This window comes from Janthinobacterium sp. SUN211, from assembly GCF_030587315.1.
Taxonomy (GTDB): Bacteria; Pseudomonadota; Gammaproteobacteria; order Burkholderiales; family Burkholderiaceae_D; genus Janthinobacterium; species Janthinobacterium kumbetense.
On sequence record NZ_JAPWIC010000002.1, the window covers coordinates 1100552 to 1114725 of the forward strand.

Annotated in this window: 16 protein-coding genes; all 16 read left to right on the forward strand. The window is 61.3% G+C overall.

Annotation, left to right across the window (positions count from 1 at the left end):
* Positions 1 to 8 precede the first annotated feature (8 nt).
* The 16 genes from fabD (at position 9) to acpS (ending at position 14167) form a co-directional block, all read left to right on the forward strand.
* Positions 9 to 950, forward strand: a complete 942-nt coding sequence (gene fabD / locus O3301_RS10750) for an ACP S-malonyltransferase (protein ID WP_077406717.1) — start codon at positions 9 to 11, stop codon at positions 948 to 950.
* A gap of 49 nt (positions 951 to 999) precedes the next feature.
* On the forward strand, positions 1000 to 1743 hold the full coding sequence (fabG, locus tag O3301_RS10755) for a 3-oxoacyl-ACP reductase FabG (protein ID WP_035820245.1): 744 nt from the start codon (positions 1000 to 1002) through the stop codon (positions 1741 to 1743).
* Between the two features lie 178 nt (positions 1744 to 1921).
* A complete protein-coding gene (acpP, locus tag O3301_RS10760; RefSeq protein WP_008449912.1) occupies positions 1922 to 2161 on the forward strand; it encodes an acyl carrier protein in 240 nt (79 codons plus the stop codon).
* Positions 2162 to 2190: 29 nt separating this feature from the next.
* Positions 2191 to 3441, forward strand: coding sequence for a beta-ketoacyl-ACP synthase II (gene fabF / locus O3301_RS10765; RefSeq protein WP_099667260.1), 1251 nt, complete (start codon positions 2191 to 2193; stop codon positions 3439 to 3441).
* 121 nt (positions 3442 to 3562) lie between these two features.
* Positions 3563 to 4093, forward strand: a complete 531-nt coding sequence (locus O3301_RS10770; protein ID WP_305056341.1) for a hypothetical protein — start codon at positions 3563 to 3565, stop codon at positions 4091 to 4093.
* Between the two features lie 66 nt (positions 4094 to 4159).
* Positions 4160 to 4783 carry an RNA polymerase sigma factor RpoE gene (gene rpoE, locus O3301_RS10775; protein WP_171985072.1) on the forward strand — a complete coding sequence of 208 codons (624 nt, stop codon included), beginning with the start codon at positions 4160 to 4162 and terminating at the stop codon, positions 4781 to 4783.
* A 72-nt stretch (positions 4784 to 4855) separates the two neighbouring features.
* A complete protein-coding gene (locus tag O3301_RS10780; RefSeq protein WP_289910722.1) occupies positions 4856 to 5191 on the forward strand; it encodes a sigma-E factor negative regulatory protein in 336 nt (111 codons plus the stop codon).
* A gap of 243 nt (positions 5192 to 5434) precedes the next feature.
* Complete coding sequence (locus O3301_RS10785; RefSeq protein WP_305056342.1) at positions 5435 to 6937, forward strand: DegQ family serine endoprotease; 1503 nt, start codon at positions 5435 to 5437, stop codon at positions 6935 to 6937.
* A gap of 55 nt (positions 6938 to 6992) precedes the next feature.
* A complete protein-coding gene (locus O3301_RS10790) occupies positions 6993 to 7238 on the forward strand; it encodes a glutaredoxin family protein (protein WP_289904347.1) in 246 nt (81 codons plus the stop codon).
* Positions 7239 to 7555: 317 nt separating this feature from the next.
* A complete protein-coding gene (gene lepA, locus O3301_RS10795; RefSeq protein WP_034749621.1) occupies positions 7556 to 9346 on the forward strand; it encodes a translation elongation factor 4 in 1791 nt (596 codons plus the stop codon).
* Positions 9347 to 9349: 3 nt separating this feature from the next.
* Positions 9350 to 10267: a signal peptidase I gene (gene lepB, locus O3301_RS10800; RefSeq protein ID WP_099667264.1), complete on the forward strand. Its 918-nt coding sequence runs from the start codon at positions 9350 to 9352 to the stop codon at positions 10265 to 10267.
* A 74-nt stretch (positions 10268 to 10341) separates the two neighbouring features.
* Positions 10342 to 11157 carry a ribonuclease III gene (gene rnc, locus O3301_RS10805; protein ID WP_077406693.1) on the forward strand — a complete coding sequence of 272 codons (816 nt, stop codon included), beginning with the start codon at positions 10342 to 10344 and terminating at the stop codon, positions 11155 to 11157.
* Between the two features lies 1 nt (position 11158).
* On the forward strand, positions 11159 to 12061 hold the full coding sequence (gene era, locus O3301_RS10810) for a GTPase Era (protein ID WP_099667265.1): 903 nt from the start codon (positions 11159 to 11161) through the stop codon (positions 12059 to 12061).
* A 28-nt stretch (positions 12062 to 12089) separates the two neighbouring features.
* Complete coding sequence (recO, locus tag O3301_RS10815) at positions 12090 to 12947, forward strand: DNA repair protein RecO (protein ID WP_289910719.1); 858 nt, start codon at positions 12090 to 12092, stop codon at positions 12945 to 12947.
* A 42-nt stretch (positions 12948 to 12989) separates the two neighbouring features.
* Positions 12990 to 13751: a pyridoxine 5'-phosphate synthase gene (pdxJ, locus tag O3301_RS10820; protein WP_305056343.1), complete on the forward strand. Its 762-nt coding sequence runs from the start codon at positions 12990 to 12992 to the stop codon at positions 13749 to 13751.
* A 20-nt stretch (positions 13752 to 13771) separates the two neighbouring features.
* The gene (gene acpS, locus O3301_RS10825) at positions 13772 to 14167 is read left to right on the forward strand and encodes a holo-ACP synthase (protein WP_305056344.1); all 396 of its coding nucleotides are present in this window, start codon (positions 13772 to 13774) and stop codon (positions 14165 to 14167) included.
* Positions 14168 to 14174: the final 7 nt, after the last annotated feature.

Sequence of the window (14174 nt, forward strand, 5' to 3'; positions counted from 1 at the left end):
GAGTCGACATGACACAATTTGCATTTGTTTTCCCAGGCCAAGGCTCGCAAGCGATTGCGATGCTCGACGGTTTCGCCGGCAACCCCGTGGTTGCGCAGACCGTCGCCGAAGCGTCGGACGCCCTGCAATTCGACCTGGGCAAGCTGATCGCCGAAGGTCCGAAGGAAGAACTGGATCTCACCACCAACACGCAACCGGTGATGCTGACGGCGGCCGTGGCCTTCTACCGCGCCTGGCTGGCGGCCGGCGGCCCCGTGCCGACGGTCGTGGCCGGTCACAGTCTCGGTGAATACTCGGCGCTGGTCGCCGCCGGCGTCATTTCCTTCAAGGATGCCGTGCCGCTCGTGCGTTTCCGCGCGCAAGCCATGCAGGAAGCCGTGCCCGTCGGTCAGGGCACGATGGCTGTCGTGCTGGGCCTGTCGGATGACGACGTGCGCGCCGCCTGTGCGGAAGCGGCGGCGGAAAACCCGGCCCTGGTGGTCGAGCCCGTCAATTTCAATGCGCCAGCACAAGTCGTCATCGCCGGCCACACGGCTGCGGTCGAGCGCGCCTGCGAACTGGCCAAGGCCAAGGGCGCCAAGCGCGCCATGAAACTGCCCGTCTCCGCGCCATTCCACTCGTCGCTGCTGAAGCCCGCGTCGGACCGTTTGCGCGAATACATGGCCGGCCTGACGTTCGCCGCGCCGCAGATCGCCCTGATCAACAACGTCGACGTGGCTATCGTCAACGACGTGGCCGGCATCAAGGATGCGCTGGTGCGCCAGGCGGCCAGCCCCGTGCGCTGGGTGGAAACCATGCAAAAGGTTGCCGCGGATGGCATCACGCAAGTGATCGAATGCGGTCCGGGCAAGGTTCTGATGGGCCTGGCCAAGCGCATCGACCCGGTGCTGGTGGGCGACGCCATCGTCGACCAGGCTTCGCTGGAACGCATTTTGACGCAGCTCAAATAAACATCAGATCGCGGCAGCCTGCCTGCCGCGGTTGCTCTTAAGGATACTCATGAATTTAGCAAATCAAGTCGTGCTGGTCACGGGCGCCTCGCGCGGCATCGGCCGCGCCATCGCCACCGAACTGGGCAAGCAGGGCGCCACCGTGGTCGGCACCGCCACCTCGGAAAGCGGCGCGCAAGCGATCACCGATTACCTGGCCGCCGAAGGCGTGGCAGGCAAGGGCCTGGTCCTGAACGTGACCGATGCGGCGCGCTGCGCGGCCGTCGTCGATGAAGTGCAGAAAACCTACGGCAGCCTGTCGATCCTCGTCAACAACGCGGGCATCACGCAAGACCAGCTGGCCATGCGCATGAAGGATGAAGAGTGGGACAGCGTCATCTCGACGAACCTGTCGGCCGTGGGCCGCCTGTCGCGCGCCGTGCTGCGTGGCATGATGAAAGCCAAAACTGGGCGTATCATCAACATCACGTCGGTCGTGGCTTCGTCGGGTAATCCGGGGCAAATGAATTACGCGGCGGCCAAGGCGGGCGTGGAAGGCATGAGCCGCGCCCTGGCGCGCGAAATCGGCAGCCGCAACATTACCGTGAACTGCATCGCGCCGGGCTTCATCGATACCGACATGACCAAGGCTCTGAGCGAAGAGCAGCATGCGGCCCTGTTGACGCAAATTCCCCTGTCCCGCCTGGGCAAACCGGAAGACGTGGCAGCGGCCGTGGCCTTTTTGGCCTCGCCGCAAGCGGCGTATATCACGGGCACGACCCTGCACGTGAACGGCGGAATGTACATGAATTGATGTGAAAGGTAGACAGGGCGGGCATTTGTGGCATGATTCAACGGTCGTTTTTGTCTATAATCGCATCTTTTAGCAGCAGCTTCGGTTGAATTAGCAGCAGACACCGAAATTAGTATTCGGACGCGCAAACCTGATAAAATGCGCGCACTTTCCGTAACACACACTTTGGAGCCATAACATGTCGGATATCGAACAACGCGTTAAGAAAATCGTCGCTGAGCAACTGGGCGTTGCAGAAGCAGACATCAAAATCGAATCCTCCTTCGTCGACGACCTGGGCGCCGATTCCCTGGACACCGTGGAACTGGTGATGGCCCTGGAAGACGAATTCGAAATGGAAATCCCTGACGAACAAGCTGAAAAAATCACCACCGTGCAACAGGCGATCGACTACGCCACCGCACACGTCAAGGCCTAAGCCTGTCTGACCGACTTCAGGAGAATCGCTTGAGCCGTTCTAAAAACCGTCGTGTTGTTGTCACCGGCCTGGGTTGCGTTTCACCAGTCGGCAATACTATTGCCGAGGCGTGGGGCGCAATCATTGAAGGTAAATCCGGCATTGCCACGATTACCAAGTTTGATGCACAGCCATTCACCACGCATTTTGCCGGTGAAGTCAAAGGTTTCAATATCGAAGAGTACATCTCCGGTAAGGAAGCCCGCCATATGGATACCTTTATCCATTACGGCATGGCTGCAGGCATCCAGGCGATGCAGGACTCCGGCCTGGAAGTGACCGAAGAAAACGCCGAGCGTATCGGCGTGATCATCGGTTCCGGTATCGGCGGCTTGCCGCTGATCGAGGAAACCAAGTCCGAGTACGAAAAGCGCGGTCCGCGCCGTATCTCGCCATTTTTCGTGCCTGCCTCGATCATTAACATGATCTCTGGCAACCTTTCGATCAAATATGGTCTGAAGGGCCCGAACCTGGCGATCGTTACAGCGTGCACCACCGGTTTGCACAGCATCGGTGCCGCAGCGCGCATGATCGAGTACGGCGATGCCGACGTCATGATCGCCGGCGGTGCCGAATCGACCGTGTCGCCGCTGGGCCTGGGCGGTTTCGCTTCGGCACGTGCCTTGTCGACCCGCAACGACGATCCGGCAACGGCATCGCGTCCGTGGGATGCCGACCGCGACGGCTTCGTGCTGGGCGAGGGCGCTGGCGTCATGGTGCTGGAAGAGTACGAGCACGCGGTGGCCCGCGGTGCCAAGATCTATGCCGAAGTGCATGGTTTCGGGATGAGCGCAGATGCTTATCACATGACCTCGCCGCTGGAAGATGGTAGCGGCGGCAGCAAATCGGTGATCGCGGCCCTCGACAACGCAGGCTTGAACGCGGATCAGATTCAGTACCTGAACGCGCACGGCACGTCGACCCCGCAAGGCGACGTGGCGGAAGTGATGGGCATCAAGCGTACCTTCGGTGATCACGCCAAGAAACTGGTCGTCAACTCGACCAAGTCGATGACGGGCCATTTGCTGGGCGGCGCGGGCGGTCTGGAAGCGGTGTTTACGGTCCTGGCATTGCACCATCAGGTGTCGCCTCCGACCATCAACATCTTCAACCAGGATCCGGCGTGCGATCTCGATTTCTGTGCCAACACGGCGCGTGATATGAAGATCGATTATGCAGTGAAAAATTCGTTCGGCTTCGGCGGCACGAATGGCACGCTGATTTTCGGTAAAGCGAAATAAGCAGGAACTTTCAAGCGCTCGCTACGGTCAAATCGTAGTGAGCGCTGATTCGCCGCCAACGTTCGTTGGTGGCTGAATTTGCCCGGCATGGTGCCGGCGCGCCTTTTTTCTCCCATGAACTATGTCGATCGCGGTAGCGGCTGTCATTCGCACGCCTGTCTGTTTGCGCCTGTTGCAAGCGGTGCTGGGACTGTGCGCCGTGCTGGCCGCCTGGCCCTTGAGCGGTCTCTGGCGCAGTCTGCCCGCGTCCGGCCAGCTGGTGGGCGGCTATGCGCTGGGCTGGAGCTGTGCCTTGCTGAGTGCGGCTGGCGGCGTGTTTTTGCTGGCTTTGCTGCGCCGGCGCAGAAAGCCGCTGGCGCTTGATATTTCGCCGGTCGGGCAGTTGCGGCTGGCGGTATATCTGGAGCATGGCGCGGCGCCGGACGCCGGTGCTGCCGGGCTGGCGCAGCCGGACGGGCCGGGGGCTGTGGCGGCACCGGGGCTGCGCCTGTTGCCGGGCTCGACCCTGTGGCCGTCGCTGCTGGTGCTGTGCCTGGCGGATGCCGCCGGACGGCGCACGGCGGTGCTGGTGCAGCGCGGCGGCAGTTGCACCGCCTTCCGCCCGCTGGCCGTGGCTTGCCGGGCGATCGCGGCGCGGAACAGGGAAGAATAAAAGTGGGACGAACACTGAACTTCTTGCAGCGGGCCAACTCTATATCCATACAGGCGCCCACGTTGCATGACTACAGGGACATCGGGCGTGAGGACAGAGCGCGAGTATGATCAGTTACTGGTCGAGCGGGTGCAGGCTGGCGACAAACGGGCATTCGATGTGCTGGTATCGAAATATCAGCGCCGCTTGATGCGCCTGGTGTCGCGCCTCGTGCATGACCCGGCGGAGGCCGAAGATGTGGTGCAGGAAACCTTTATCAAGGCATACCGGGCGCTGCGCCATTTTCGCGGCGAGGCCGCCTTTTATACCTGGCTGTACCGCATCGGCATCAATACGGCCAAGAATTATCTCGTCACGCAGGGGCGGCGCGCCGCCACATCCAGCGATGCCGACGCCGAGCAGGCGGAGTCTTTCGATGACGGCAATAAATTGCGCGACAACAATACGCCCGAATCGGTGCTGGCCAGCAAGCAGATTGCCGCCACCGTCAATGCTGCCATGGATGTGCTGCCCATCGAATTGCGCACGGCCATCGTGCTGCGCGAGATCGAGGGCCTGAGCTATGAAGAAATATCGGAGATCATGGCGTGCCCCATCGGCACCGTGCGCAGCCGGATTTTTCGCGCGCGCGAAGTGATTGCGGAGAAATTGAAACCGTTGTTGGACATGCCGATTGACAAGCGCTGGTAATCTGGAGAGTATGAGGTTGGCATGGCTGCGCCCGGTTTCCGCACCGATCCTCTTGAAATGGCAGGACCCATCATGGATACGCATACACGATTGCACGAGACTATTTCCGCGCTGGCCGATGGCGAGCTGGCGGCGAGCGAACTCGAACTGGCGTTTGCCGCCCTCGATACGCCATCGGGACGGCAAGCCTGGGATGCCTATCGCCATATCGGTGAGGTGCTGCGCTCGGAGCAGTACGGCCATGCGCTGAGCGCCCAGTTCGATGCGCGCCTGGCCAGCCGTCTGGCCGCGGAGCCGGCACCAGAAGAGTCCGCTGCCCAGGCGGAACCGCTGCCGCCGCTGGCCGCCGGCATCGTGCCGCCTGGCGTGGCCGAACCGCTGGAGGCGGGGCCGCTGGCGCAGCGCTAGCGGGCGCCTCGTCCATCTTATGCCTGGCTTAACCTTCCCGTCGCCCCCTTGACACTGGCCTTCCGTACGATTGACACTGTGCGCAGGCAATATCTTGCTTTTGCGATATATTGTTGCATTGTTTGCCATGCGCGCTGTCAGGTGGGTTTGCCCCTGGATTTCCGTCATGACGGCCAATCATGCGCGCAGGCAATCGCCTGATCCGCGTTTTGAACCGTTTATATACTCGAAAAGATCCTTTCCATGAAAAAAAACATGTGTGCCGCCAGCAAGTCGTTTTCAGTGAAGACGCTTTCCGCCTTATTGTTCGGTACGGCTGGCGTCTTCCTTGCTCCCACCATGCTGGGCCTGGCGCCACAGGCGCAGGCCGCCGTGCCGGCCGTGAAACTGCCTGATTTCTCGGACCTGGTCGACGCCGTCGGCCCGGCCGTGGTGAATATTCGTACCACCGAACGCCTGAAAATGGGCGGCGCCGGGGCTGGCGCGGGCGGTCAGGATGAGCAGGAAATGCAGGAATTCCTGCGCCGCTTCTTTGGCGGCGCCATGCCCGCGCCGCGCCAGCAGGCGCCCCGCGGCGGCCGCCGCGCCGTGCCGCAGGAGCAGGAAGTGCAGCGCGGCGTCGGTTCCGGCTTCATCATTTCGGCCGATGGCTACGTGCTGAGCAACGCCCACGTGGTCGACGGCGCCGACGAAGTGTATGTGACCCTGACGGACAAGCGCGAATTCAAGGCCAAGGTGATCGGTGCCGATGCGCGCACCGACGTGGCCCTGCTGAAAATCGAGGGCGCCAACTTGCCGCGCCTGACCATCGGCGACTCGAACAAGATCCGCGTGGGCGAGTGGGTGATCGCCATCGGCTCGCCATTCAACCTGGAAAACACGGTGACGGCCGGCATTATTTCCGCCAAGTCACGCGATACGGGCGATTACCTGCCCCTGATCCAGAGTGACGTGGCCGTCAACCCCGGCAACTCCGGTGGTCCGCTGATCAATATGCGCGGCGAGGTGATCGGCATCAATTCGCAGATTGCCACCTTGTCCGGCGCCTACAATGGTATTTCGTTTGCCGTGCCCATCGATGAAGCCATGCGCGTGGGCGAGCAGCTGAAAAAAACGGGGAAAGTCGTGCGCGGACGCATCGGCGTGCAGATCGGCGAAGTGAGCAAGGACGTGGCGGAATCGCTGGGTTTGCCGAACGCCAAGGGTGCGCAAGTGTCGATGGTGGAGCCGGGCGGTCCGGCCGACAAGGCGGGCATCAAGCCGGGCGACATCATCCTGAAATTCAACGGCGCGCAGATCGAGCGTTCATCTGACCTGCCGCGCCTGGTAGGCGGCGCCGCCGTCAACGGCAAATCCACGGTCACCGTCTGGCGCAAGGGCGCGCAGCAGGATATTCCCGTCACCGTCGTCGAGCTGGAAAGCGAGAAAACGGCGAAGAAGGGCGCCAAGGAGCCGGAAGCGCAAGCCGTCAATGCGCTGGGATTGAAAGTCAGCGACGTGCCGCCCGCGAAGAAGCAGGAGCTGAAGATCGAGGCGGGGGTGCTGGTCGACGATGCCGACGGCGTGGCGGCCCTGGCCGGCCTGCAGCCTGGCGACGTGATCTTGCAATTGAACAACGTTGCCGTGAAAGATGCCAAGCAGTTCAATGCCTTGGTGGCCAAGCTCGATCCGAAAAAGTCGTCGGCCGTGCTGGTGCGCCGTGGCGACGTGGCGCAATTCGTTTCGCTGCGTCCGTCTGCCAGGTAAGTTTCTGATTCCATCCGCATCCCGGCCCCGGCCGGGATGCCTTTCCCTTTTCTTCATGCACTTCACCCTCTATTCCCGCAGTTATTGCCATTTATGCCAGGACATGCTGGACGCCTTGCTCCTGCTGCAAGCGCCCGGAAAGCCATTCACCGTGGACGTGATCGATATCGATGCGTCGCCTGACGCCTCGCTGCTGGCCCGTTTCGACGAGCTGGTGCCGGTGCTGTTTGGCGACCTGGCGCAGCCCGAGCTATGCCATTATTTCCTCGATGAGGCAGCGGTACGGCGCTGCCTGACGTAGCTTAAATACCAATATTGACACTGCATTGCACCATTCTGGTGCTGAAAACAGCCGAAAATGTCGGCTTGGCCCGGTGCCGGCCTCATAAGACGGGCTTTCTACTCTGAAATCCGGTAAAATGGGGAGGTCGAAAAAGCTACTGTCCGAGGCAGCAGCTTCTGTCGCTTCAAAAGCGCTCGCCTGGGCATGCAGATGTCCTGCTCGGAGCGCTTTTTTCATCATGAGTGGGGCGCCTGGTTCTGGCCCTGTTTGGCCCGGACATGATTCCCCTGATTCCTGTTAAAGCAGTGTCGTCAACTTCGCACTTATATTAGTTAATGAACAACATACGCAATTTCTCCATCATCGCCCATATTGACCACGGTAAATCGACCCTGGCTGACCGCATCATTCAATTGTGCGGCGGCTTGTCCGACCGCGAGATGGAGGCGCAGGTGCTCGATTCGATGGATCTGGAGCGCGAGCGCGGCATTACCATCAAGGCGCAAACGGCGGCCCTGCACTACAAGGCGCGCGATGGCCAGATCTACAATCTGAACCTGATCGATACGCCAGGCCACGTCGACTTCAGCTATGAAGTGTCGCGCTCGCTGTCGGCGTGCGAAGGCGCGCTGCTGGTTGTTGACGCATCGCAAGGCGTGGAAGCGCAAACCGTGGCCAACTGCTACACGGCGCTGGACCTGGGCGTGGAAGTGGTGCCCGTGCTGAACAAGATCGACTTGCCCAACGCGGATCCTCCGAGCGCCATTGCCGAGATCGAAGACGTGATCGGCATCGACGCGGGCGACGCCGTGCATTGCTCTGCCAAGACGGGCTTCGGCGTGCTGGACGTGCTCGAACAATTGATCGTCAAGGTGCCGCCACCGAAGGGCGACCCCGATGCGCCGCTGCAGGCGCTGATCGTCGATTCCTGGTATGACGCCTATGTGGGCGTGGTCATGCTGGTGCGCGTCATCAACGGCACCCTGAAACCGAAAGACAAGATCCGCCTGATGGCCACCGATTCGGTGCAGCTGGTGGAAGACATCGGCGTGTTTTCGCCCCGTTCGCAATCCTTGCCGCAATTGTCGGCAGGCCAGGTGGGCTTCATCATCGCCGGCATCAAGGAATTGAAAGCGGCGAAAGTGGGCGATACCGTCACCCTGGCCAACCGTCCTGCCGCCGCGCCATTGCCCGGCTTCAAGGAAGTGCAGCCGCAAGTGTTCGCCGGCCTGTTCCCCGTGGAAGCGAACCAGTACGACGCGCTGCGCGACTCGCTGGAAAAACTGAAATTGAACGACGCGGCCCTGATGTACGAGCCGGAAGTGTCTCAGGCGCTGGGCTTCGGCTTCCGCTGCGGCTTCCTGGGCTTGCTGCACATGGAAATCGTGCAGGAACGCCTCGAACGCGAATTCGACATGGACCTGATCACCACGGCGCCTACCGTGGTGTACGAAGTGATCCAGCGCGACGGCACCATGATCAACGTCGACAATCCGTCGAAGATGCCCGATCCGTCGCGCATCGAGGAAGTGCGCGAGCCTATCGTCACGGTCAATCTGTACATGCCGCAGGAATACGTGGGCTCCGTGATCACCCTGTGTATCGGCAAGCGCGGCATCCAGATGGACATGAGCTACCACGGCCGCCAGGTCAAGCTCGTGTATGAAATGCCGATGGCCGAGATCGTGCTGGACTTCTTCGACCGCCTGAAATCGACGTCGCGCGGCTATGCCTCGATGGATTACGAGTTCAAGGAATACCGCGCGGCCGACGTGGTCAAGGTCGACATGCTGATCAACAGCGAAAAAGTCGATGCGCTGGCCATCATCGTCCACCGTTCGAACAGCCAGTACCGCGGCCGCCAGGTGGCTGCCAAGATGCGTGAACTGATCCCGCGCCAGATGTTCGACGTGGCCATCCAGGCGACCATCGGCGCCAACATCATTTCGCGCGAGAACGTGAAAGCCTTGCGCAAGAACGTGCTGGCCAAGTGCTATGGCGGCGACATCAGCCGCAAGAAAAAATTGCTGGAAAAACAAAAAGCGGGTAAGAAACGCATGAAGCAAGTGGGCTCCGTGGAGATCCCGCAAGAAGCATTCCTGGCAATTTTACAAGTGGATGGTTAATACATGAACCTGCAAGTGATTTTAGGAAATTTCGCTTTAATCCTGTTCGTGCTGATGGTGTTGACGGGCCTGGTCTGGTGCCTGGATGTGTTTTATCTGTCCAAGCAGCGCCGCAAGGCGGCCGACCTTGCCCTGGCCGAGTTCGATGCGCGCCAGTCCAAGCTGGCCGCCGAGGGCATCAAGTCCGATGCGGGCGGCAGCCGCGCCACCATCGAGGCGGCCCTGTTGCGCCAGCCGACCTGGGTCGAATATTCGGGCAGCTTCTTCCCCGTCATCGCCCTCGTGTTCTGCCTGCGCTCGTTCCTGTACGAGCCATTCAAGATCCCGTCGAGCTCGATGGTGCCGACCTTGCTGGTGGGCGATTTGATCCTGGTCAACAAGTTTACTTATGGCATTCGTTTGCCGATCGTCAACAAGCGCATCATTGAAGTCAACGATCCGCAGCGCGGCGACGTCATGGTGTTCAAGTACCCGAAAGATATGTCGCAAGACTATATCAAGCGCGTGATCGGTGTGCCCGGTGATAAAATCACCTATGAAAACAAGCGTTTGACGGTCAACGGCAAGGAAGTGCAATACACGCCGCTGGACGACTACTTGGACGATGAAAGCACCGTTTACCACAAGCAGCTGGAAGAAAACCTGACGGGCGTGAGCCACCGCATCCTCAACGACGAGCCCGCTCCTACGTTGAACTTGCGCGAAGTGAAGGATTTCCCGCACAAGGAGTCGTGCGACTACAACGAAGACGGTTTCACTTGTGTGGTACCAGCAGGCAACTACTTCATGATGGGCGACAACCGCGACAATAGCGCGGACAGCCGCTACTGGGGCTTCGTGCCGAACGAGAACATCGTCGGCAAGGCTTTCCTGGTGTGGATGAACTTCAGCAATCCGAAACGCGTGGGCGGCATACACTAAGCCGTCCCTATGGCTGCCGCGCCGATTCCCCGCGCGGCGGCCAGCCGAATTACTCAGATGACACAGAAACAACAATGAATCTTCAGTTATTGCAAACCCGTTTAGGCTATACGTTCCAGGATGCTGGCCTGTTGCAGCAAGCCTTGACGCATCGTAGCCACAGCAGTTTGCATAACGAGCGGCTGGAATTCCTCGGCGACTCCATCCTCAACTGCGTGGTCGCTTCCATCCTATACGAGCGCTTCAAGTCCATCGACGAGGGCGACCTGTCGCGCCTGCGCGCGAATCTGGTGAAGCAGCAGTCGCTGTATGAAATCGCGCAAAAGCTGGAACTGTCGCAATTCCTGCGCCTGGGCGAAGGCGAGCTGAAATCGGGTGGTTTCCGCCGTCCCTCCATCCTCGCCGACACCCTGGAAGCCTTGCTGGGCGCGATTTTCCTCGACACGGGCTTCGACGCCGCCAGCACGGTGATCCGCGCGTTCTACATCCCCATCCTCGACTCGGTCGATCCGCAAACCCTGGGCAAGGATGCCAAGACCCTGCTGCAGGAGTTTTTGCAAAGCAAGAAAATTTCGCTGCCACAATACAACGTGGTGGCTACCCACGGCGCCGCCCACAGCCAGGAATTCGAGATCGAATGCCTGGTGCCGAAATTGAACATCCAGGTCTACGGCCGTGGCGGAAGCCGCCGCGCCGGTGAGCAAGCCGCCGCCAAACTGGCGCTCGACGTGGCCGAGCAGGCGCTGTTGAAGTCGCCAGCCGCCAGCCGCAAGCCGAAACCGCGCGCCGCCCAGCTCAAGCTGGCCGGCATTGCCACCATCCAGAGCGACGACGCGGCAGCCCCAGCTGCCCCGGCGATCGCCGCTCACACTAAACAGAATCGACACTAGCATGACAGCCACCAAAATGCCCGACAACTTCCGCTGTGGCTATATCGCCATCGTGGGCCGCCCGAACGTGGGCAAATCGACCCTGATGAACGTGCTGATCGGCGCGAAGGTCAGCATCACTTCGCGCAAGGCGCAAACGACGCGCCACCGCATCACGGGCATCCAGACGGTGCCGGACGCGCAATTCATCTACGTCGACACGCCGGGCTTCCAGACGCGCCACTCGAACGCGCTGAACAAGACGCTCAACAAGACCGTCACCAACACCCTGATTTCCTCGGACGTGATCTTGTATGTGATCGAGGCGGGCACCTTCGGCCCGGCCGACCAGCAAGTGATGGATCTGCTGCCGAAGGAAGTGCCGTGCATCCTCGTCATCAATAAATCGGACCGCGTGAAGGACAAGGCCGTGCTGCTGCCGTTCGCGCAAAAGATCGCCGCCATGCGCGACTTCGCCGCCATCGTGCCTGTGTCCGCCAAGCTGCACTTCCAGCTGGAAGGCTTGCAGGACGAGATCAAGCGTTTCCTGCCGGAAAACCAGCCGATCTTTGGACCGGACGACATCACGGACCGCAGCGAGAAATTCCTCGCCTCGGAAATCGTGCGCGAAAAACTGTTCCGCTTCGTCGGCGACGAACTGCCGTACACGAGCACCGTGCTGATCGAGAAATTCGAGCAGGAAGGCGATCTGCGCCGCGTGTTTGCCGCCATCCTGGTCGAGCGCGATACGCACAAGTCCATGATTATCGGCAACAAGGGCGCGCGCCTGAAGGAAGTCTCCACCCAGGCCCGCCTGGACATGGAAAAGCTGTTCGGCGGCCCCGTGTACCTGGAAATCTGGGTCAAGGTCAAATCGGGCTGGGCCGACAACGAGGCGGGCTTGCGCGCCTACGGCTACGAGTAATCCGCAACCCGGGGGCGACGCCACACGCATGAGCACCACCACGCCAGCGCTGCACGATCTTGCGCCAGCTTCATCTGCTGCATCCGCACCTGTCCCCGCGCCGGCGGCCATCGCGCCGCCGGCCGCAGCTCCTGTCACTCCTGCCGCGCCGCGGCGCAGCCGTCCGCCCGCGCGCGACGGACGCATCACGGGCCAGCCAGCCTTCGTGCTGCACAGCTATCCGCATAAAGAAACCAGCCTCATCGTCGACGTGTTTACACGCGAATACGGCCGCATCGCGCTTGTCGCCAAGGGCGCCAAGCGGCCCCATTCGCAGTTGCGCGGCGTGCTGCAGACGTTCCAGCCCCTGCAGGCGGGCTGGACGGGCAAGTCCGAGCTGCGCATCTTGACGGGCGCCGAATGGGTGGGCGGTATGTTGCCGCTGGAAAAGACCGCCTTGCTGTGCGGCTTCTATTTGAACGAATTGCTGGTTAAATTGCTCGCGCGCGACGATCCGCATCCCGTCCTGTTCGACCACTACGTTGCCACCTTGAATCAACTGGCGCACAATGAGCCGCCGCCCATCGTGCTGCGCAAGTTCGAGCGCGCCCTGCTCAAGGAAACGGGCGTGGCGGCCGACCTGACGCGCTGCACCGGCACGCGCCAGGCCGTCGATGCGGGGCAGGTGTACGTGGTCGACCCGGAACGGGGGCCGCGCCCGGCGCGCGCCAGCGATGCCTGGCCCAGGATCACGGGCAAGACCCTGCTCGACATGGAGCGCGAAGATTATCTTGACGCGGCCACGCAGGCGCAAAGCAAGCTGCTGATGCGCTTCCTGCTGGCCCATCAACTGGGCGGCGCCACCTTGAATACGCGCCAGATACTGATCGATTTAATGCAGCTGTAGCTGCGGTTTGCAGCAGGACAGCACTTTACGGATACCATCACTATGAGCTTTTTGCAGCCTTCCGGCCCCGTCATCGACCTGGGCGTCAATATCGACCACGTGGCCACCTTGCGCAATGCGCGCGGCACCGCGTACCCGGACCCGATCCGCGCGGCCCTGCTGGCCGAGCAGGCGGGCGCCGACGCCATCACCCTGCATCTGCGCGAAGACCGCCGTCACATCAAGGATGCGGACGTGATCGCCATCGCCCCGCAATTGCTCACGCGCATGAACCTGGAAGCGGCCGTCACGGCCGAGATGATCGACTTCGCCTGCCGCATCAAGCCGGCGGACGTGTGCCTGGTGCCGGAAAAGCGCACGGAAGTGACGACTGAGGGGGGCCTGGACGTGGTGCGCTACTTCAAGGAAGTGCAGGCGGCCGTGAAGCAGCTGCAAGGCGAGGGCATCCGCGTAAGCCTGTTCATCGATGCCGATGAGCAACAGATCGCCGCTGCCGCCGAGCTGGGTGCGCCCGTGATCGAGCTGCACACGGGCCGCTATGCCGATACGCAAGGCGCCGAGCAGCTGGCCGAGCTGGAACGCATCAAGGCGGGCGTGCTGTTCGGCGTGGGCCGCGGCTTGAAGGTCAACGCGGGCCACGGCTTGCATTACACCAACGTGCAAGCGATCGCCGCCATTCCCGATATTGCCGAGCTGAACATCGGCCACGCCATCGTCGCGCACGCCGTGTTTGTCGGCTGGGAAAATGCCGTACGCGAAATGAAGGCTATCATGGTGGCCACGCGCATCGCCGGCAAGGCATAAGCGCGCTCAAAGGAGGCAGCATGATCTACGGCATCGGTACCGATATCTGCAAGATTCCCCGCATCGAGGCGGCCCTGGCGCGCCACGGCGAGCGTTTCGCGAAAAAGATACTGGGACCGCAGGAGCTGGAAAAGTTCCGTGTCCGCAGCGCCAAGAATGCCGTGCGCGGCGTGCGTTTCCTCGCCACGCGCTTCGCGGCGAAAGAGGCGTTTTCCAAGGCCATCGGCCTGGGCTTGCGCATGCCGATGACCTGGCCCGCCGCGCAGATGCTGAACCATCCCAGCGGCAAGCCGATGATCGTCTGCAGCGGCGTGCTGGCCGAGTTCATGGAAAAGCACCGCCTGAGCGCGCAAGTGACCATCAGCGATGAAGAAGAATATGCGGTCGCGTTCGTGATCGTGGAACAAGCAGGGTAACTATAAG

Coding starts and splice junctions, on each gene's coding strand:
- lepA (WP_034749621.1), top strand. CDS start 7,556: ATGAACAACATACGCAATTTCTCCATCATCGCCCATATTGACCACGGT.
- O3301_RS10790 (WP_289904347.1), top strand. CDS start 6,993: ATGCACTTCACCCTCTATTCCCGCAGTTATTGCCATTTATGCCAGGAC.
- fabG (WP_035820245.1), top strand. CDS start 1,000: ATGAATTTAGCAAATCAAGTCGTGCTGGTCACGGGCGCCTCGCGCGGC.
- acpP (WP_008449912.1), top strand. CDS start 1,922: ATGTCGGATATCGAACAACGCGTTAAGAAAATCGTCGCTGAGCAACTG.
- rnc (WP_077406693.1), top strand. CDS start 10,342: ATGAATCTTCAGTTATTGCAAACCCGTTTAGGCTATACGTTCCAGGAT.
- O3301_RS10770 (WP_305056341.1), top strand. CDS start 3,563: ATGTCGATCGCGGTAGCGGCTGTCATTCGCACGCCTGTCTGTTTGCGC.
- recO (WP_289910719.1), top strand. CDS start 12,090: ATGAGCACCACCACGCCAGCGCTGCACGATCTTGCGCCAGCTTCATCT.
- pdxJ (WP_305056343.1), top strand. CDS start 12,990: ATGAGCTTTTTGCAGCCTTCCGGCCCCGTCATCGACCTGGGCGTCAAT.
- O3301_RS10780 (WP_289910722.1), top strand. CDS start 4,856: ATGGATACGCATACACGATTGCACGAGACTATTTCCGCGCTGGCCGAT.
- lepB (WP_099667264.1), top strand. CDS start 9,350: ATGAACCTGCAAGTGATTTTAGGAAATTTCGCTTTAATCCTGTTCGTG.
- era (WP_099667265.1), top strand. CDS start 11,159: ATGACAGCCACCAAAATGCCCGACAACTTCCGCTGTGGCTATATCGCC.
- O3301_RS10785 (WP_305056342.1), top strand. CDS start 5,435: ATGAAAAAAAACATGTGTGCCGCCAGCAAGTCGTTTTCAGTGAAGACG.
- fabD (WP_077406717.1), top strand. CDS start 9: ATGACACAATTTGCATTTGTTTTCCCAGGCCAAGGCTCGCAAGCGATT.
- acpS (WP_305056344.1), top strand. CDS start 13,772: ATGATCTACGGCATCGGTACCGATATCTGCAAGATTCCCCGCATCGAG.
- rpoE (WP_171985072.1), top strand. CDS start 4,160: ATGACTACAGGGACATCGGGCGTGAGGACAGAGCGCGAGTATGATCAG.